This is a genomic window from Cylindrospermum sp. FACHB-282 (assembly GCF_014697195.1).
In the GTDB taxonomy this organism is placed as follows: Bacteria; Cyanobacteriota; Cyanobacteriia; order Cyanobacteriales; family Nostocaceae; genus Cylindrospermum.
In genome coordinates, this window is sequence record NZ_JACJRJ010000005.1 from 109,125 (window position 1) to 129,426 (window position 20,302).

A 20,302-nucleotide genomic window follows, 5' to 3' on the forward strand; every position below is an offset into this window, starting at 1 on the left:
TAAGGGTATGTCAGAAAATTACAGTATTACTCTCAAGCCTGTTTATTCGCAAACCGTCCCCACACCTGACGGAGTAAAATTACCTAATAATTGGTCACTTTCTTGGCATCAAGCCGCAACTTTAGAAGCATTGCGCGATCCAAATATTGATGTCGTGTTCAACACTGCAATGACAGGTGATGGTAAAAGCTTGGCTGCTTATTTAGAAGTCCTTCAGGGTGATTTTTCTGCCATTGGACTTTACCCAACTAATGAACTTGCTCGCGATCAAGAAACGCAAATTCGAGGATATATTGAAAAATTCCAGCCAGAAGATAAGCCGCGTGTAGTGCGATTGAGTGGGGCTGAGTTAGAAAATTATGCGGAAAATGAAGGATTAAAAAAAGGGGCGGCACTTTTAACTCGTACAACGCAAGCCGAAATTTTTTTAACAAACCCTGATATTTTTCACTACCTCCATCAGGGAGCTTATTTAAATAATGATGATAGCCCCGATAAGCTATGGAATAGACTTAACAAAAGCTTTGATTTGTTTATTTTTGATGAATTTCACGTTTTTGCTGCTCCTCAAATAGCCAGCGTAATTAACACCATGCTGTTAATTTGCTGTACAAATCGCCGCAAAAAGTTTCTGTTTCTTTCAGCCACACCGGATACCAATTTAATTGGCAGATTACAACAAGCTGGATTTAATTGTAAAGAGATAGATCCTCTTGCACAAAATAAATATCAATTTCCAGATACACTAGAGCAAGGGCAGCAACTCCAAGCACAGGAATGGCGACAGGTAGCGCGAACAATTTCGCTGAATTTTATTCCTTTAGAACCATCTTTTAAAGCTTCAGAAACTTGGTTAAGAGAAAATAGTAATTTGATTTTGGCTCAGTTTCAGCAATATCCAGGAAGTAAAGGGGCAATTATTCTCAATTCAATTGCAGCAGTCAAGCGGCTGACTCCATTTTTCCAAGAACTTTTGCAGCCTTATGGCTTAAGAGTGGGAGAAAATACAGGGCTATCGGGAAAAGGAGAAAAAGAGCGAAGTCTAGCGGCTGATTTTGTTCTGGGAACTAGCACAATTGATGTTGGGGTTGATTTTAAAATCAATTTTCTGATTTTTGAATCATCAGATGCTGGTAACTTTATCCAACGTTTAGGACGGTTAGGAAGACATGATAACTATGAAAAAGATGGTCAAATAATTAAATTTGAAAATTTTACAGCTTATGCCCTTGTTCCTAACTTTTTAGTAGGGCGTTTGTTTCAAGTAGATTCTCCACCTTTAGAGGTGAATGGTATTTACGATCGCCCTTTCTTCCACGGTCAAATTACCCAGCAATATCGCAAAATCAATGATTTTCGCGGTTATTATCGCCGTTGGGGTGCTGTACAGTCGTTTTGGCTGTATTACCAATTGAGCGATCGCACAATTAAACAGCAATATGCCCAAAGCCGCGACAAGTTTCAAGCAGCCTGTGAGCAAGTATTTGACGCTAGTTTGAAGTCACAAGCCGGACGTATTCAAGGCTGGGCCAAAGACTGGAAAGAACTTTCGGGTAAGTCAGGAAATCCCATTGCTGAGGATGCAGCTAGTTTTCGAGGTTTGAGTCCTCTGCAATGTGGGTTGTATGATTTAACCGAAGAAAACGAGGCGGATAGGTTTAAAACCTACGATTTACCCGGAATTTTGGGCAATTTAGAGATTGAGATGTGGACAGAAGCGGCATTTATGCGATTGCTCAAAGAAACTGCCCAACGCACCGGACAACCCATAGCTAAAGGTAGATTTGCTCACTGTCTAGCATTCATGAAGTTGCGTTCTTACCGCGAAGAACGGCTGAACTGGAAATTTACCTACTCTGGCGACTTACAACCAATAGCAGACGCTTGGAAAGTTCAGGTTTTAACAGGTGTAGAAATTTCACAACCAGAAAACCCCTGGATTGGGGGAATTAACAAACGCCTGAAAAAAGAAGGTTTGGTTTGTTATGTAATTCGCCGTCCAGTAGCTGAAGTGCGGATGCGGCTAAGACTACCCATGCACTTTCAGATTTATGGCATCAGCGATCAGTACAGCTCTCATGATGCGACTGCACCGTATTGTATCGCTTTTGCTCACTCTGCACTGCTCCTAGATACGCTTGCTTATACGTTTCAAAGCAAAGGAGACGAGATATGGATTGCTTGAGGTCTATATCCCTGATAGGGATTAATTTGAATTCCTTAAGTTACAGGATAGAGAATAGACTATCAGCGAGGAGTGAATGTGTGTTTCAATCCCTAGTAGGGATTGTGCTACTCTCTGTGCTGAGAATAGCATGAAATTGACAGGGATAATCAGCAATAACTAAATGGTTACACAATCATAACTCGCTGATTAGACTACAACTCGTGTGAATAGTATGACGGCAAATCTAATGGTCTTATAAAAATTAAAGAGATATACTGAGAGCAATAAGCTTTAAAGGAAAAGCCCAAATGCTCAACCAGAATACTGACTCTCATGTATTTAGCTGGGTAATGAATGCTGATACCGACCAAGTTCAGCAGATCCATTTAGCACTGATACTTCGCTTATCTGGCAAAGTAGGTGAGCTTGACTGCCGTATCAGTGTTTTAGAAAAAGAAACGCAAGAAATAAAGCTCAGGATTGACAAACTAGAAACAACTTCATCCCTAAATGAAGCTCAACTTCAGGAATGTCAGGATTCAGTCAGCCTTTTAGAGACAAATTTTGGACACCAAGTTTGTCGAAATGAGGATCTACAGAACCTCGTCGATTTTTATTACCCACCAGATTAGGATGCTGTTTGCAGTGTACAAACGATAAAACAATCTAGTGTGACCACGCAGGTAAACCATGAACGAACAAATCTTACTAGAAAGAATCACATTCAACCCCCAAATCTTTGGCGGTAAACCTATTATTCGCGGTCGTCGTCTAGCTGTTGAACATATTTTAGGAATGTTAGCAGCAGGAGATACTATCGAAACTTTATTAGAAGCATATTCCTGGTTAGAACGGGAAGATGTTAAAGCCTGTTTAATATATGCACGGAGATTAGTTAGCCATGAACGAGTTGAACCTTTATTGATAGATTCTCCAAGGTGAAAATACTACTAGATACTTGCATTAACGCTAGGGTGCGTAACGATTTACTGACAGTTGGTTATGACGTCATTTGGTCTGGAGACTGGCCAAAAGATCCCGGTGATGAGGAGATTTTAGCAACCGCCTATCGTGAAGATAGAATTTTAGTCACCCTTGATAAAGATTTTGGAGAGTTAGCAATTCTACGGGGAAATCCTCACTGTGGTATCTTGCGCTTAGTTAATCTCTCAACCAAAGAACAATCAATAGTTTGTTTGCGGGTACTTCAGCTTTACGGTAACGAATTATTCTCTGGTGCAATTATAACTGCTGAATTAGATAGGGTAAGAATCCGCCCACCTGAAAATAGGGGTTAAAAAATTCATTCAATAAAAAACTCGCACCAATGGCGCGAGAAATTAAATAGGCAAAATATTGTGATGGTTGAGCAGAAATATGGAGAATCATCAAATGCCAAACAAGACTCCAATAATTGCAGAGCTTAAAGAACTTTCCTTACAACTTCCTGAAAAAATACCTTACTTAAAAATGTTAGTTCTGTTTGGTTCTAGAGCCACTGGGAACACTAACGCAAATAGTGACTGGGATTTTGCTGTTTTTTATGACGAGGAACAGCGTCAGGCTTACATAAAAGATAATCTTTCTGGTTTATTTGAATTACCAATATTGATTGGTGAAGTCTTGAAAATCAATTCAGACCAGATTGATATCGTAGAACTTAATCAATGTTCTTGGCTAATTGCTCATTTTGTTGCTCGTGACGGAATTAGTTTATTTGAAAAATACCCTGGAGAATTTGATAATTTTAGTTCAAATTCCTTAAAATCTGAATTAGAGTTAAAAAAATTCCGTCAAGAACAACATCGAATTATTGAAATAGAGCTAAATAAGTGGGGAGCATGAGTAATATAGACTCGGAAATAATTTTATCCAGGCTGAGGTTAATTACCAAATATTACAACACCTTGGAATAATTTCGCTCTATTAACCTTGATGAATTTTTAGCTGATTTTCGCCAACAACTTGTCGTAGAAAGACTTCTGCAATTAATGACTCAAGCAGCGATAGACATTAACGACCATATATTGTCAAAGCTAAATCCTGGAAAAACTTACACTAACTTTGAGGCTTTCATTGAACTGGGTAAATATCAAATCATTACACCAGAATTAGCAAAACAAATAGCACCATCAGCAGGACTTAGAAATCGCCTAGTTCATGAATATGATGATATAGATCCAAATCAAGTTTTCAAAGCAATTAGTTTTGCCTTGCAACAATATCCACTTTACGTGCGACAAATAAATAACTATTTGATTTCATTGGATGTAGACAATGACTAAAAAACCAGAAAAACCAGAACAAAACAAACAACTATCTTTCTTTGAAAATGAAAATGATTTGAATAGCGAAAAGTCTGATGAATTAGAAGATAATTTCTTAAATCAAGATTTTGGTTTTGATAGTAATGATAACCGCACTATTGAAACCGAGGGGAAATTACTTACACTCAAGCTATTGCGAGAAGCAATTCAGGCTCAAAATCCTGATGATATAGTAATGGCAAATTTTGCCGAGTATGTTTTACCAAATCTGCTGCGGGTAGCGATTGGTGTTACAGCAAAAGGTGGTAAATTCTTTGATGAAATAGACCAACAGCGAGAAGCCGAAGGAAAATCTAAAGTTAGACGAGATAATGCTGCTGACCAATCACTGAATACACACTTACTCAATGGCTTATTTCCTGCTAACTTAATTGAAAAACATTTAGCAAAGCTTGATACCACAATACGACGAGTAGTTAAAGAGCGAGAACGGAGATTAGTAATTGCTGGGTTTATTTTACATGACTTTGAAAAGTTTCCTGATGTTCCAGAAAATTGCCGCAAGTTGCCGTTAGCAGAACATCGACTAATTATTACTGAAAAAATTCAGCAATTAGGACTTAATAGCTTTATTAATCCAGATAATCCAGAAGCTTATCGAGACTATATTGATGATTTATTGTGCATGGCTTATAATGCACAACGCCGCTGGGATACTAACTGGAATTTTTCTGAATTTGGGTTAAACCCCATTCTCAAAGACCGCACCCTTCGCAGTTTGTCTGACTTAACTTGTTTGGCTGATTCTCTTGCTTCAATTGTCAAACATCCCCAAGATGCAGAACATCTCAGGCTTAAAGAAATTATTCACAGCCTCAGTGATGGACAATTGAAATTTACCTATCATCGCATTTCTGAAAATCGGGGTGTTTTAACCAATGTGGTTAATAACGCTTTGATTCAGGCGCACACCAGCCTTAATACTGATGAGCATACCTACTATGAACCTTTACTCTATCTACCTACAGGGGTAATTTATCTAGCTGCACGTAATGCTCCTCCTATATCACCTGAAGATTTACCAGAGCGTGTAGTTAATAATATTAAATCCCTTTGTGCAGGTCAATTGCGACTCAGACAAACAGGATTTGGTAGAGATGGTAAAGGCATGAAATATGCCGAATATTACAACTTATTTTTTGATGATTTAGGCTTGATGCAAGTAGCCTTAGATGCGACTTTACGTATCTTAAATCCTAATAAAGACTCTGTTGCTAAAAGTCGCAGCGATAATCTAATCAAGTTTCAGCAACAAGGTGTTTTACCTGCTGACTATGATTTTAACTTTGCCGATGATATCCGCATTGACCAATTAGCAGAATTTGGAGATTTAATTAGTCGCAAAATTTGGGAGGAAACAGTTAATAAAATTGAATCTGCTCGGAAGAAAGATAAAAAGCTGCCAGAAATACGCCATTTAGATTTAACTCACAAAATCGCTGAATTGTGGAATCTAGCAGCACATTTACAACCCATTCGAGAAATTCAACGTATTAATGAAAGTCTCAAAGAAAACAAATTAAAGGGGAATACTGGGGGAGTACCCTATGAATGGTATTACCTCGCAGCTAAATATCTGGAACAACATCCAGATATTGAAGATATCCGGGAAACTGGACAGCAAGTTATTACCTACTTAGCAAGTTTAATTTCGCCAATTCTCACACAGTATAAATTACCTGATGGTTGGGATGATTTAAGGCTTTGGGTAACACGAGTTGTGATGTTACCAAGCGCTAATCAGGAACCATCTGTTAAACCTCAATTCAAAACGTTTTTAGAGGAGTTGAATAACTATAATGCTGCTAAAAAACCAGGACGGGGACGGCAATTAATCTGCTCAATTTCTCATTCAGCTTACACAGTAACTGAGCAGATGGAATCAGCAGTTTTATTTACACCCCAAGTTTATACAAATAAGCAAATGTTAGGAGGTTCTAACGCTAAACGCAATATCTCCAGTATTGCGGGTGTGGAGATGATGCTGAGGCAAATCTTGATGAATCAAACTCAAGCTGTAGGTAAAAGATTTGAAGATGGTAAATATCGCTATCTTTACTTTTATCCTACTTATTACTTCACTCCAGAAACTAACAAGTTTTTGCAGAAGGCTTACAACGGAATTGCTCAAACTCGCTTTGATACCAGCGTCCGCAACCACTTTATTAGTAAAGATTTACAGGCAAATTTGGGACGGGAACGCTACCAAAGTGTTGATAGTTTCTTGATTGATGAAAACTTACAGTCTGAGAAAGACCGCACATTTAAACTTTCTTATCCTGAAGACCAGCCTTTAACATTTTACTTCATGGCACTCCCACCAGGACGAGACAGCACAGATACAGAATCTTGGGTAATGCCTAGTTGGTTAGCCTTTGCTTTCCCGATGATTTTAGATGTAAAAACTGTTGTCTCTGAGTCGCCAATTCCCCCATTTAATGATGGTTCTGAATTTGAAGAAAGTGTTTTTCTGGATAGTGCGCCTCATGCATTTCGCGCCTTGGTAAAGCGTGATAGATTTCGGCTTGACTACATCCTTGAAGGTTGGGAAGAGAACGGCATTCAATACCCTGCACCATTAAACGTTTTAACTGCTGCCTATGCCATTCATTTAGATGTCAATGCAAAACAAGGTAAGTCTGGTTATGATGCCAACTGGGGGAGATTTACCGAACTAGCAAAGGATTTTGAAACAAGTCCGCTTTATGTCTTCTCTTATCTCAATCGTTGGGTACGTAATCAAGGAGTAGAAACAGCGCGAATTGAAAAAATCCGGCTTTATGTCTATCATTTTTACCCTTGTTTTGACCCTTATGTGAAATATAACCCTAATACAGAGGAGTTAACGGTGTTAGCAGAATCAAGTTTGAATCATCCCCAGAAATTAACAGAACTTTATCGCCGCTTTTACAGAGCAAATAAGCGTTTTAATCCCAAAGCTAATGCTGTGTTAAAACCAATTGATATTGCAGCAGAAACTATACTCAAAGCTGAGTCAAGTGTGTTTCAAGGAGAAACCTTAGTTGTAGCTGTTGCGGCAGAAGTCTTTAAACTGATGGATAGAGTGCATTCTTCTACAGCAGAAGGACGCTGGAAAATGAGCAAACGTGAGGAAGAAAGACAGGCTGTTTTAGAGTTTTCTAAGTATTTTGTAGTGGAGGTATTTGATAAATCATTTGCAGGAGACCGCGCTCGTTTAGCAGGTCGTCAACTTAACTTAATTCGAGATACCTGTGAGTTTCTTTATCGCTTAGAAGATGATAAAGAAAACTCCGAAAAAAATGAAAAAACTGCTGAAATAGATGATGACAATGAGTAAAGGTAAATCCTTTGCTATTTATCTCGCTCCCAGTTTCTGACTGGGAATGCCTCTAGTATCAAGGAAGGCAGAGCCTTCTAGAATTCATTCCCATACAGAGTATGGGAACGAGGGAAGGAACGAGGAAACGAACGAGAAAGCGAGAAATTCAATTTTGAACTAATTAACCTTATTTTGGAGAAACATCATGACACTTTTAAAAACCGTTGACCCTAAGTTCTTTCAATCAGAAATTCCCTACAAACCGATGGGTAAATACGTCCATTTTTTGACAGTTAGAATTACTGAATCTTATCCTCTATTTCAGACTGATTCAGAATTGAATAAGGCAAGAGTAAGAGCCGGAGTTAAAGATAAAACTACAATTAGTCGTTTGTCAATGTTTAAGCGGAAGCAGTCTACACCAGAGCGTTTAGTTGGTCGGGAATTGCTGCGTAACTATGGCTTGATGACTGCTGAAGAATGCGAATATAACGTAAGTTTTGCAATGGATAATCCTGATTGCATTATTTACGGGTTTGCTATTGGTGATTCTGGTTCTGAGAAATCTAAAGTTGTGGTAGATACGGCATTCTCAATTACATCTTTTGATGAATCACACGAAACCTTCACGCTCAATGCTCCCTATGAAAATGGCACAATGGCTTCTAAAGGAGAAAACGGTTCTAAACCTGGTGAAGTTACCAGCCGTATTAATCAGCAAGACCACATCAGACCGCAAGTTTTCTTTCCTAGTATTGTGACGCTGAAAGACCCTACAGAAGCTAGCTTTCTTTACGTTTTTAATAATATCTTACGGACACGCCACTATGGAGCGCAAACAACCCGCACAGGTCGCGTTAGAAATGAGTTGGTTGGTATTATTTTTGCAGATGGAGAAATTACTAGCAATCTGCGTTGGACTCAGGCAATATATGACCAAATGAAGGCTAATAATAGTCTCAATGCACCTGATCCTTTAGATGAAGATGAGGTAATTACTGCTGCTAAAAATGCAATTGAGGTGCTAATGTCTGATGAGTTTATCGTGCATACTGACTTTATTGGTGATGCTTTTGTACCTCTGTTGAATGAAATTAAGACTCTCACGGGTAGCGAAGCTGGAATTAAGTCAATTTTGCAAAAAGCTGATGCAGAAGCTAAAGAATATGCCAATAAGCATATTAGCAAAAAGAAACCTGCTGCTAAGGCTAAGTAACAACCATGACCATTATCTATCGCTGTCAGTTAGAACTACATGACAGTCTCTATTTTGCCACTCGTGAAATTGGTAGACTTTATGAAACAGAGCCAGCAATTCATAATTATGCGCTTTGTTATGCACTGGGTTTAGTTGATAGCCTAATCTACTCAACTACTGTTGCTGAAGAAGATTCCTATCGCTATTTTTGCCCGGAACAAGTGCCAAAATATGAGCAGCATTTAACGCCGTTAAATAAACAGGGAATTTACCTGACTCCAGCGCGTGCAATTAACTATTCTGCGGTTCTCAATACTTGGAAATATGCTAATAATAACTACCATGTTGAAATGGAGAAAACCCAGAAAAATATCCCTAGTTTTGGGAGAGCAAAAGAAATTGCACCGGAAAGTCAATTTGAGTTTTTCTTAATTGCTCAAAAACAACTAAAATTACCAAAATGGATTCGCTTGGGTAAATGGATGAGTAAGGCTGAGTTAATAGTTGAAGAATTGCCTAAACCTAAAACTCATGAAGGTTTATTCACCTGTACACATCCTCTAAATCCTTTAGATGTAATGTTCACTAATCAAGTGATTAGTTATGATGTGGTGAATATGCCTCCTGTTAGTTTGATTCAAAATGTGCAAATGCGGGGGCAATATTACCAATTTGATGGTAGTAAGGAGTTAAAAATTCCGGTGCGGATGGAATATCGTTTTGGGAGTTAATGACTTTCTAAAGCCTAAATCATGCTTTTTGATTGGAAATTGTAATGTTGGGTTTCGTCCCTCAACCCAACCTACATCTAAATACATCTAATTTGGACAGGCAAAATGCCTGTCCTACGGGAAATTTGAAATAAATCGTCACAGCTATCGTGAAAAACTATCAACAACAAATTAATGCTTTCCCCAATAGTTACCTGAATGATTTGTGGGGAGAAATTCATGCTTCACCTTATTTTGCTATCAATAACCTCAACCGCGATTTTGTGAATACTAAGGGATTTTCTGTGGTGTTTCAGCGTGAGGGAATAGCAGAAGTTGAACAAAAATTTCCCTTTTTTAAGCCTTATTTAGATTTTGCTCTTCTGCCGAATTGTAATGCTTTTTACCTTAATCCTTTGCTGCTGAAGGAGGGATCTCGTGTTGATCCGCACATTGATCGGTCTTTGCGTTCTTATTGCAAAACTATTGAACCACCTGCTGTTGTGAGTGTGCTTTATGTAAGGGTTCCAGGGGAGATGGAGGGGGGAGAGTTGGTGCTAAAGTCCCACAAACGCCTACTTGGGCAAGTTAAGCCCCAAACTAATACTCTGCTTTACTTTCAGGGTGATTTAACCCATTCTGTCAATGCGGTGAAAACTCCGGGAAATCGCTTAAGTTTGGTTTGTGAACAGTATAGTTTGAGTGAGGATGAACTTCAGGAAATTCCGAAGTTTACACTGGAGTCAAGAAGCTCTCAGTCTACAAATAAGAAGAAAAAGTATGCCTCATAGCTTAGTTTTAAATCTGCTTCCTCAGTCGCCGATTCCCCCACAGTTTCTCACTGGTAGACATCTGCACGCCTTGTTTTTAACTCTCGTCAGTTCTGTAGATAAAACATTAGGCGATCGCTTACATGATTCTACCGCAGATAAAGCCTTCACCCTGTCTCCCTTGCAAATTAAAGGTAACACGCCTCTGTTAAAGGGTGGTAAGGGGGTTTCTCAGTTGCAATTCTCACACCAAAAACCCATTGATGGGGGAATTCCTTGTTGGTGGCGGATTTCTTTATTAGATGACAATCTCTTTAGCCAACTTACTCAACTGTGGCTAAATCTCAACCCCCAGCAACCTTGGCATTTGGGGCCTGCTAACTTATTTATTACCAGTATTCAAGGGACACCCCAATCTACCCAACTTTGGGCAAATGCTATCTCATATCCTCAATTGTATGAGCAAGCTAGCGAAAGCGATCGCACTATTAACTTTAGTTTTGCCACACCAGCGGCTTTCCGTCAAGGAAAATTTGATACTACTCTCCCCACTAGAGAATGTGTCTTTAATTCTCTACTTTCTCGATGGAATAAATACAGCGGTAGCGAATTTACCCAGATTGCTATTGAGTCAATTTTTCCCTCTTTTATCAATATTCATACAGAGGCGTTAGCTGATTCTCGCAGTAAGTTTATTGGTGTTGTGGGTGAAGTTAATTATCGGCTTTTAGGGGAGATTGAACCAATTCAAATTAAGCAAATAAATGCTTTGGCTGATTTTGCTGTGTATGCGGGAATTGGGCGGAAAACAACGATGGGTATGGGGATGGTGCGGCGGTTAGATTATTAGCGACTAGAATTCGCGGACATACACAAAGAAATTAATTGAATTCCGGGCGAATAGAATTCGTGGACATACACAAACAAATTAATTAAATACCGGGCGAATAGAATTCGTGGACATACACAAACAAATTAATTAAATACCGGGCGAATAGAATTCGCGGCTACACAAACAAAGTCCGCCTGCGCGGACTAAGAGAATATAGATAGCCGTTTTAGCCCCCCTTTTTAAGTGGGGTTGGGGGGATTTTGTCGAAAAGTTAGCAATCAATAATTCACAATTAATTAGCACCTATGAATGATATCGATTACATTCCTATTGCGGCATTGAATCAATATGCGTATTGTCCGCATCGCTGTTGGCGGATGATTTGTGCGGGTGAGTTTAGCGATAATCAATACACAATTGAAGGGACAAGTTTACATGAAAGAGTTCATACGGTGGGGGAGGCAAATCGGGATGATGTTTGGCAAGTTCGGGCGATTTGGCTGAAGTCTGAAAAATATAAACTTATTGGTAAATCAGATTTGATTGAGGTGGAATCTGGTGAGCTTTTTCCTGTGGAATATAAGCGGGGAAATAAGGGTCAATGGGATAATGATGAGTTGCAAGTCTGCGCCCAAGCTTTGTGTTTGGAAGAGATGACGGGGAAATCTATTAAGACTGGTTATATCTATTATGCCCAATCTCATCAACGCCAATTAGTGGAGATTTCTTCGGAGTTGCGGCAAAGTGCGATCGCCACAATTCAAGCTGTCACTAGCCTCCTAACGACCGGAATTATGCCAAAACCTTTTTACAGCAAGCGTTGCCAAGGATGCAGCCTTAAATCTCATTGTCTGCCCAAAGCAAATGAAAAAATTCAGCATTACGAAGAAGCTAATTAAGGGGTGAAATCATGAGTACAGTTTACGTGATGGAAAATGATGCTTTTATCGGCAAAGTTGATGAACGTCTGACGGTGAAGGCTGATAAAAAAACTATTTTGGATGTACCATTAATCAAAATTAATGGTATTGTGGTCTTAGGTCGGGCGACTGTTTCGCCGGCGGTGATTACGGAACTATTAAAAAACCAGATTTGCTTAACTTTTCTCACAGAAAATGGCAAATATTTAGGGCGTTTAGAACCAGAAGTCACGAAAAATATCTTCATTCGTAAGGCACAATGGCAAGCAGCGGGAGAATCACTCGAAGCGATACATTTAGTTAGGGCTTTTGTGCGGGGAAAATTGAAAAATTACCGCCAAGTTTTACTTCGCGCCCAACGAGAATATGCTCATCTTAAGTTGAGTTCTCACATTACCCGATTGGAAAATGCGATCGCACCCATTAACCAGACTAGCAAAATAAATTCACTCCGAGGACTAGAAGGGGCGGGGAGTGCAGCCTATTTTGGTTGCTTTGACCAGTTGATAAAGACTTCAGAGTTTGAATTTGCAACGAGAAACCGCCGTCCACCGACTGACCCAGTTAATGCTTTATTGAGTTTTGGCTATTCTTTGCTACGTCACGATGTCCAAAGTGCTGTAAATATCGCGGGTTTCGACCCTTATCTAGGATACCTGCACGTGGAGAGATATGGTAGACCTTCTCTAGCATTGGATGTGATGGAAGAGTTTCGTCCTTTGGTGGTGGATGGGATGGTGTTGTCGCTGATCAATAAGCGATCGCTAACTCCAGATAATTTTATCACTGAACCTCTGAGCGGCGCTGTGAATTTAACCAAGGAAGGACTGCGGATTTTCCTCACCGCTTACCAGCAAAAGAAGCAGTCGAGTTTCAAGCATCCAGTTATGGGAACGAAATGCACTTACCAGGAGGCTTTTGAAATTCAAGCCAGGTTGTTGGGTAAATATCTCATGGGTGAAGTTGATAAATATCCCCCTTTGGTTTTGAAGTAATTAGTCATCTTTCGCTTTAGCAATATCCCCACCGAAAAACCTCACCCTGTCCTAACGGACATCCCTCTCCAACGCATAGAGAGAGAAAAATAATCAAAAGCAATAGCAAACTAATTAAAGCTGTCCTAACGGACATCCCTCTCCAACGCATAGAGAGGGACAGGTAAAGCGATAGCAGAACCAGGGTGAGGTTTTATTCGGTTCCATAAACCATCTATATATGTTTATTGTTGTGAGTTACGATATTCCCGAAGATAAGCGCCGGACTAAGATTCATTCGGTTCTCAAGTCTTATGGACAGTGGATGCAGTATTCTGTGTTTGAGTGCGATTTGACTGCTACCCAGTATGCTAAACTGCGATCGCGTTTGGTTAAACTAATTAAACCAGATACTGACAGCGTTCGTTTTTACTTTCTCTGCGCCTGTTGTCAGGGAAAAGTTGAACGCATTGGCGGTGAACAACCACGGGACGAAACTATCTTTTTTGCAGAGTCCCCTTCTAGCTAGGGTTTTGGACGTTTTTTGCGCGGATGGGTGGGTGTAGAAATTTGATGGTCGAAAAAAACGCTTGTATCCCAACCCCAGCAAGGTTTTCGAGCCATTTTCACCCAAAATCGATCCGCGCAAAGTCTGAAAAGCTTACCGCACAAGGGTTTCCGCCTTTTTATTTTCTTCCCTCTTTTCAAACCAACGGCTGGAATGGTATATTTATGATCGATTCGCGCAACTGCACCTTGAAAACTAAATATGGTAAGGCTTCCAGACCCCAGCGGTTGCAATTCATCAAAATCCCTATTAGGGATTGAAACGGTGCTGATGGTAGAGATTGCTTGATTGGCCCAGTTGCAATTCATCAAAATCCCTATTAGGGATTGAAACATTCTTATACCAAAGCAGATCAAAAACAACTTGTGGTTGCAATTCATCAAAATCCCTATTAGGGATTGAAACATTGTAGTAACTTCTAGGATTTTTCTATTTTTGTTGCAATTCATCAAAATCCCTATTAGGGATTGAAACCCCTTGTTTTGGCAGATAGTTGATCTTCCAAGGTTGCAATTCATCAAAATCCCTATTAGGGATTGAAACCAGAGACACGACATCATCCCTATTCAAGCTAAATCGTTGCAATTCATCAAAATCCCTATTAGGGATTGAAACAATTGCCGCAAGATATTCAAAATGAATTAGATAAGTTGCAATTCATCAAAATCCCTATTAGGGATTGAAACTTTTGAGCGCTTCTCCCATTTCTCAGATTTCTCCGTTGCAATTCATCAAAATCCCTATTAGGGATTGAAACTTTAGGTATTAAATTCCTCTCCACTTTCTTAACCAGAGTTGCAATTCATCAAAATCCCTATTAGGGATTGAAACCTTTCCTCTTCTAACCCACACCAAAAGGAAGATGTTGCAATTCATCAAAATCCCTATTAGGGATTGAAACTAGAGTTAAACTCATAAATCCCCTCTTTTAGTGAATCAATTAGTTGCAATTCATCAAAATCCCTATTAGGGATTGAAACACCATGGAGTTCACAGGAACCGTGCCCACTGGCTATGTTGCAATTCATCAAAATCCCTATTAGGGATTGAAACGAAGTGTCTTGTGAGTCGGCTCATGTATGCGCAGTTGCAATTCATCAAAATCCCTATTAGGGATTGAAACGGGGCCATTCATAATATGGAAGCCTCCCTAAACTTGTTGCAATTCATCAAAATCCCTATTAGGGATTGAAACAATTTCATCATATTCCAGGCTGTTAGCCGCATCAAAGTTGCAATTCATCAAAATCCCTATTAGGGATTGAAAAAATGTGGAATATATGGAGTAAATAGAACCAGAGCCGCATTCCCCAGGCAAAATTAAGTATTACTACGGAACCAAAAACTGCGGTAAGCTGGAGGCATGAATTACGAAACAGCTCGCAAACTCCTCATAGACCAGACAAAAACCGAGGAAAACCCAGATGCCCTGTTAAACCGTTTAAAACAGGGAAGATCCCCGGTTCCAGGTCAGATTACCTCGATTTTGTTAGCGTTGAAAGTCGTGTTTGAAGCCCTTAAAGAAACCCCTAGCCTAGATAGAGAACTGGCATTTGCCCTCTATCAGTTAGGTGTTAAGGCTCAACAGCTGTTTGTCGCAGGGCACAAAATAGGCATTGATTGGCCACCACTGCTAAAAGAAGATTTGCAGCGAATTTCCCTAGCCTCAGAGAGCATCTTTTCTGGAACATGGCAAACCCTACCTTCGGGAGGCAAACTGATAAATGAAGTTTGAAGGTTGAAATTGACATCTTTTCAGCCTTCAGCCTTCATCGGGTTAACGATTTCGCAGTTCCCCCTCTAACTTGTCTAAATCAGATTTCAGCAAAACTGTGATTTGACCGGTTATAGCCTTACCTGTCTTGGGTTGGGCAATTTCTACCCAGTAGGCATAGCGATCGCCTACTCGCAATTCTCCCCGTAAAGCTTCCCGAATCGGAGTTTTAGCCAAACGAGCCGAATTAATCGCACTTTGGTTAGGATACTGATAAATTACCTGAGCGCTTTTATAGTCTTGATAAATATCCAAACCATAAATCACCCGCAAAGATTCTTGGAAACGCTGGAAACTAACGCCATTAATACCATCATACATAGTCATGCGTTCAGTGCGTATTTGGCTGCGGTTCTTGGTAAATTCCACCCTACCGGGAGGTAATACCGACGATTGAAAGGTAAATCGCTGGGCAGCTGTATCACTCTTTTGCACAAATAGTTTCTCCCCAATTTTGGGGCGGAGTGTAGGATGAGCTTGAATCCAAGTAGTGACTTCTTCTGTACTTTGCCCTGGTAAAGCATTAACTGGACTATCCAACAGCATTCCCACCGACAGCCAGGGTACTAGAGAACAAGGCAAAATCAAAAACTTATGCAGAGATTTTTTGAGCATTTTCTGATTCAAGACTGACATAGCAATTTCCCATTGGGCGCTAATCAAAACGCGGTAATCATAGTTTTCCCCGTTTTTTCCCCAGCATTAAACTTCCCCTGAAAAAAAAATCTGTAACAGGAGTGTAGAGACGTTGTAGGATACATCTCTACATTTGGAGCCAGGTGTACACACCAGTCTCTGGTGATGCAATTGATGCTTGATCCAACAGAGTCCTAACGGACATCCCTCTCCTTCGGAAGGAGAGGGACAGGTTGTGCGTAGCAGAACCAGGGTGAGGTTTTGGGAGAATTTTGGGTAATCGGCTAATTTGTGTGTACACCGTAGACATTTGCAGAAGAGCGGTCAAAGTGTATACAAAGAAGAAAGACTATTTAACAGGGTATGAGCGCCACCTTAATTACTTTACGCGCCTTCATGTCATTAAACACCTGTGCTAAATCCTGCAATGGGCGGTGTTCGCTGATCAGTAACTCAAAGGGAATTCGACGACTAGCTATCAATGACAGGGCCGCCCGCACATATTCTGGAGTGTTGTGAAATACGCCTTTTATGGTCAGTTCGCTGTAGTGTAGCTGTTCTGTGTTCAGGGTAATTGTGGTATCCCGTGGACAGCCGCCAAATAAGTTTACAGTGCCACCAGGACGGGCACAGGCGATCGCAATTTCCCAAACCCTGGGTACACCAGTCGCCTCAATCACCACATCTGCACCCCATCCGGCGGTGAATTCCTTCACCACTGGGGGAATATCCGGTATTTGATGATAATTAAAAATCTGGGCTGCACCGAGTTTTTTACCAATTTCTAACCTGTGGTCATTTCCTCCCCACAGCAAAACCTCGGTTTGATCAGCCAAAGCTGCCACAAACATCAGTCCAATTGCCCCATCTCCCAAGACGACAACCCGGTCTTTAGCTTTGACATGAGAACGCCCTATGCCATGCAACACACAAGCTAAAGGTTCGGTCATCGCTGCTAATTCCCAAGGTAACTCATCGGGAATCGGCAACATATTCTGCTGGACTATGGGTGCGGGAATCTTCAGATATTCGGCAAAAGTCCCATTATTCCATGTCAAATTGGGACAGAGGGAATATTCTTGGCGTTGACAAAAAAAACATTTCATGCATGGTGCAGAATTATTAGCAACAATGCGATCGCCTATTTGCCAACCACTGACACCAGCGCCCAAAGCCACAATTCGTCCCGCCCCTTCATGACCAAACAGCGTTGGTAGTTTCAGCATCTTCGCATGACCACCACGACGCCAAACTTTTAAATCAGTACCGCAAGTTGTGGCTACCCCCACTTGGATCACCACCTCACCAACCGCCGGAGTAGGGTCAGCGACTTCCTCTAGGCGTAAATCTTCTTGTCCATAAAGTAACGCTGCTAACAAAGCTTTTAACCCAATGAATTAGCGACACCTGACATCTTGCACAATTCTCAAATTTAGGGCTGAAAGCTTAAATTAGAAGACAGCTAACCAAGATAAAAATTCTAACCAGTTTTAACTGGTTTTTGCTTTCAGCCGGAACTTTAGTTCACGGCTTTTGGCAATGGATGCAAGATATCAGCTACACCTGATTTTATCAGGTAGAGACTATGCAAACTAAAACTTTTCAAACTAAGAATTCACTGCCGGCAGGGGAAGTTTTCCCGGAATCCGGGTTTCTATCTTCGCGAGGCGACTGATAGTTAATAGTGGTACCTCTTGGCGGCATGACACACAAAACCAATACAGTTCACCATGACGGACATGACGCAGAATCGAACCGCCGCAGCATGGGCAAGTGTTAGCTCTCATGCTCATACCAATGTCCTCCTTGAAAAAAGTTATTGTTTAAGACAGGCAAAAAAAGTTTGTTGATTAAAACCGCATCTTGGTGACATGAATCCAGTTATTCAATGCTCTATAATCCTTAATAATTTATTTAGAGATCGCCTCGTAGTTAAGTGATCACCAACCTAATTTTCCGAGGTATAGAGCATTTGTACTTACTATGGGTTAATTTGAATTAACTTAACTGATTTCCCAGAACGCAATTTCGGTTAACTGTAGCCCCAAACCACCACCAAATCTATTCTTAAACCATCAGCTATAGTCAACTGACCGCCATAATCTAAAACTAATGCCTATAGTTAATAGTTTCATCTATCTTGAGGATCATAAGCAATTAGAATATTTTGTAAGCTTGGCTACAAAATTGCCTATTTTGTATCTGCAAATACTAAATTATGTCATGGGATCAATTACTTAGGGCCCATTTTAGGGGAAAGTTAAGAATGAAAATATAAATTATCAACATTAATTAATCAGGAAAATTTCATATCATTTATAATTCTTTACCTATCGACACACAGATAAATAACTAATGAAAATCGCTACTTGGAATGTCAACTCGATCCGTACCCGCCTAGAACAGGTTATTGAGTGGTTAACTCAAAATCCCGTTGATGTTCTCTGCTTGCAAGAAACAAAAGTTGTAGACGCCGACTTTCCGCGATCGCCTTTTGAACAATTAGGCTATCACCTTTATATTTCCGGACAAAAAGCTTACAATGGCGTTGCCCTGATTAGCCGCCAACCGCTTCTAGACGTTACCACAGGTTTTCAAGGAATTTTGCCAGACATATCACCAGAATGGGATGAGCAAAAGCGGGTAATTACTGGCATTATTGACGGAATTCGGATTGTAAATCTCTATGTTCCCAATGGTTCAGCCGTCGGAAGTGATAAATATATTTACAAACTGGGTTGGTTAACAGTATTGCGCGAATACTTGCAGACACTTCTGCTCTCACAACCTGCCATCTGCCTATGCGGCGACTTTAACATTGCCCTAGAAGCTAAAGACATTCACGACAAAGTTAAAACTGAAAATCACATCATGGCTTCTGAAATAGAACGCCAAGCCTTACAGAATATACTCGCCCTAGGATTTGCCGATGCCTTTCGCAAATTTACCACAGAAGGCGGACACTACAGCTGGTGGGACTATCGCACCAGCGCCTTCAAGCGCAATTTAGGCTGGCGAATTGACCATCACTACCTCACACCCATCTTGTATGAAAAGGCGCAAAGTTGCATTATCGACGTTGAACCGCGCAAATTGACCCAGCCTAGCGACCATACGCCGGTGATTGTCGAGTTTTAGAAATTTTCCCCTCAGAAAATAGTGATTAGACTGAACTAGGGAAGGAGATTTGAGCCAGAGGAACTGTCCAAATATCCCATACCCCCTACCCCCTAATCAAATCCAAAAGCTATGTTTCTAGTCACAGGAGCAACAGGAGATATTGGTCGTAGAGTCGTGCGACTTTTGCGCCAACAGGAGAAATCTGTGCGGGCATTTGTCCGGATCACATCGCGCTACAGCGAGTTAGAACACCGGGGTGCTGACATCTTCATCGGTGATTTGCAGGAAGAAAAAGATATCCAGAAAGCTTGTCAGGGCGTCAAATATATCATTAGCGCCCACGGTTCTGATAGCGATGCTCTATCTCTAGACTATCGCGCTAATATTGAACTCATTGACCAAGCAAAACAAGATGCAGTTGAACACTTTATCTTCATTTCCGTACTGGGTGCCGAACGAGGATATGAAGATGCTCCTGTGTTCAAAGCCAAACGGGCAGTAGAGCGATATCTGCAAGCTAGTGGCTTAAATTACACAATTTTCCGCCCGGCTGGATTAGCATCAAACTTGCTCCCACTGGCCGAAAGGTTTCGCGAAACTGGTTTGTATCTACTCATCGGTGACCCCAAAAACCGTACCTCAATTGTGAGTACCGATGATTTAGCTAGGTTAGTAGTTGATTCTATAACAATTGAAGGCGCTCGTAACCAGATTTTTCCTGTGGGAGGGCCGGAGATTTTATTGCGAGAGGATATTCCGCAAATTTTTAGCCGCATCTTCCACAAAGAGCCAGTAGTGATTAATTCACCGTTATTTGCCATTGATGGATTACGCAGTGTCTTGGGTTTATTTAATCCTCAAGCACAGGCAGGTTTGGGAACCTTTCGCACCTTGTTGGCTAATGAATTTTTCTGTACAAAAGAAGAAATTGCCAATTTAGAAAGGATTTTTAACTTTCAATTGGAGACATTAGAAAATTTTGTGCGCCGCTATCTAGCAGATTGA

Annotated in this window: 20 protein-coding genes and 1 CRISPR repeat array; of the genes, 17 read left to right on the forward strand and 3 right to left on the reverse strand. The window is 40.6% G+C overall.

Annotated elements, in window-relative coordinates; translation table 11 throughout:
* The first annotated feature begins 7 nt into the window (after positions 1-7).
* From cas3 to H6G32_RS04255, 15 genes are all read left to right on the forward strand, one after another.
* Positions 8-2,185 (forward strand): type I-D CRISPR-associated helicase Cas3', encoded by a 2,178-nt coding sequence (gene cas3 / locus H6G32_RS04185; RefSeq protein ID WP_190455230.1) that lies wholly within the window; start codon positions 8-10, stop codon positions 2,183-2,185.
* Positions 2,186-2,475: 290 nt separating this feature from the next.
* On the forward strand, positions 2,476-2,799 hold the full coding sequence (locus H6G32_RS04190) for a hypothetical protein (protein WP_190455233.1): 324 nt from the start codon (positions 2,476-2,478) through the stop codon (positions 2,797-2,799).
* Positions 2,800-2,857: 58 nt separating this feature from the next.
* Positions 2,858-3,109, forward strand: coding sequence for a DUF433 domain-containing protein (locus tag H6G32_RS04195; RefSeq protein WP_190455235.1), 252 nt, complete (start codon positions 2,858-2,860; stop codon positions 3,107-3,109).
* Entirely contained in the window at positions 3,106-3,465 is a 360-nt protein-coding gene (locus H6G32_RS04200) for a DUF5615 family PIN-like protein (RefSeq protein ID WP_190455238.1), read from the forward strand. The genes H6G32_RS04195 and H6G32_RS04200 overlap by 4 nt, the downstream gene beginning before the upstream one ends.
* A 94-nt stretch (positions 3,466-3,559) precedes the next feature.
* A complete protein-coding gene (gene mntA / locus H6G32_RS04205; RefSeq protein WP_190455240.1) occupies positions 3,560-4,012 on the forward strand; it encodes a type VII toxin-antitoxin system MntA family adenylyltransferase antitoxin in 453 nt (150 codons plus the stop codon).
* 80 nt (positions 4,013-4,092) lie between these two features.
* Complete coding sequence (gene hepT, locus H6G32_RS04210) at positions 4,093-4,452, forward strand: type VII toxin-antitoxin system HepT family RNase toxin (RefSeq protein ID WP_309232560.1); 360 nt, start codon at positions 4,093-4,095, stop codon at positions 4,450-4,452.
* Positions 4,445-7,813, forward strand: coding sequence for a type I-D CRISPR-associated protein Cas10d/Csc3 (gene cas10d, locus H6G32_RS04215; RefSeq protein WP_190455243.1), 3,369 nt, complete (start codon positions 4,445-4,447; stop codon positions 7,811-7,813). The genes hepT and cas10d overlap by 8 nt, the downstream gene beginning before the upstream one ends.
* 187 nt (positions 7,814-8,000) lie before the next feature.
* On the forward strand, positions 8,001-9,011 hold the full coding sequence (cas7d, locus tag H6G32_RS04220; RefSeq protein WP_190455246.1) for a type I-D CRISPR-associated protein Cas7/Csc2: 1,011 nt from the start codon (positions 8,001-8,003) through the stop codon (positions 9,009-9,011).
* A 5-nt stretch (positions 9,012-9,016) separates the two neighbouring features.
* A complete protein-coding gene (cas5d, locus tag H6G32_RS04225) occupies positions 9,017-9,724 on the forward strand; it encodes a type I-D CRISPR-associated protein Cas5/Csc1 (protein ID WP_190455249.1) in 708 nt (235 codons plus the stop codon).
* Positions 9,725-9,873: 149 nt separating this feature from the next.
* Positions 9,874-10,494, forward strand: a complete 621-nt coding sequence (locus tag H6G32_RS04230; RefSeq protein WP_190455252.1) for a 2OG-Fe(II) oxygenase — start codon at positions 9,874-9,876, stop codon at positions 10,492-10,494.
* Positions 10,484-11,323, forward strand: coding sequence for a CRISPR-associated endoribonuclease Cas6 (gene cas6, locus H6G32_RS04235; RefSeq protein WP_190455255.1), 840 nt, complete (start codon positions 10,484-10,486; stop codon positions 11,321-11,323). Before H6G32_RS04230 ends, cas6 begins: the two co-directional genes overlap by 11 nt.
* 287 nt (positions 11,324-11,610) lie before the next feature.
* Positions 11,611-12,204: a CRISPR-associated protein Cas4 gene (gene cas4, locus H6G32_RS04240; RefSeq protein ID WP_190455258.1), complete on the forward strand. Its 594-nt coding sequence runs from the start codon at positions 11,611-11,613 to the stop codon at positions 12,202-12,204.
* An 11-nt stretch (positions 12,205-12,215) separates the two neighbouring features.
* Positions 12,216-13,220, forward strand: coding sequence for a type I-D CRISPR-associated endonuclease Cas1d (cas1d, locus tag H6G32_RS04245; RefSeq protein ID WP_190455261.1), 1,005 nt, complete (start codon positions 12,216-12,218; stop codon positions 13,218-13,220).
* 220 nt (positions 13,221-13,440) lie between these two features.
* On the forward strand, positions 13,441-13,728 hold the full coding sequence (cas2, locus tag H6G32_RS04250; protein ID WP_190455263.1) for a CRISPR-associated endonuclease Cas2: 288 nt from the start codon (positions 13,441-13,443) through the stop codon (positions 13,726-13,728).
* A 265-nt stretch (positions 13,729-13,993) separates the two neighbouring features.
* Positions 13,994-15,035: a CRISPR direct-repeat array (repeat unit 37 nt; unit sequence GTTGCAATTCATCAAAATCCCTATTAGGGATTGAAAC).
* Positions 15,036-15,130: 95 nt separating this feature from the next.
* Positions 15,131-15,502: a Dethiobiotin synthetase gene (locus H6G32_RS04255; RefSeq protein ID WP_190455267.1), complete on the forward strand. Its 372-nt coding sequence runs from the start codon at positions 15,131-15,133 to the stop codon at positions 15,500-15,502.
* 42 nt (positions 15,503-15,544) lie between these two features.
* Here H6G32_RS04255 and H6G32_RS04260 read toward each other — a convergent pair whose 3' ends face one another.
* The 3 genes from H6G32_RS04260 to H6G32_RS04270 form a co-directional block, all read right to left on the reverse strand.
* Positions 15,545-16,156, reverse strand: coding sequence for a hypothetical protein (locus H6G32_RS04260; protein WP_190455381.1), 612 nt, complete (start codon positions 16,154-16,156; stop codon positions 15,545-15,547).
* Between the two features lie 374 nt (positions 16,157-16,530).
* On the reverse strand, positions 16,531-17,556 hold the full coding sequence (locus H6G32_RS04265; RefSeq protein ID WP_190455270.1) for a zinc-dependent alcohol dehydrogenase: 1,026 nt from the start codon (positions 17,554-17,556) through the stop codon (positions 16,531-16,533).
* A gap of 228 nt (positions 17,557-17,784) precedes the next feature.
* Entirely contained in the window at positions 17,785-17,970 is a 186-nt protein-coding gene (locus tag H6G32_RS04270) for a hypothetical protein (RefSeq protein ID WP_190455272.1), read from the reverse strand.
* A gap of 562 nt (positions 17,971-18,532) precedes the next feature.
* Between H6G32_RS04270 and xth the strand changes: the two genes are divergently transcribed.
* On the forward strand, positions 18,533-19,315 hold the full coding sequence (xth, locus tag H6G32_RS04275; RefSeq protein WP_190455275.1) for an exodeoxyribonuclease III: 783 nt from the start codon (positions 18,533-18,535) through the stop codon (positions 19,313-19,315).
* A 111-nt stretch (positions 19,316-19,426) separates the two neighbouring features.
* Positions 19,427-20,302 (forward strand): SDR family oxidoreductase, encoded by an 876-nt coding sequence (locus H6G32_RS04280; protein ID WP_190455278.1) that lies wholly within the window; start codon positions 19,427-19,429, stop codon positions 20,300-20,302.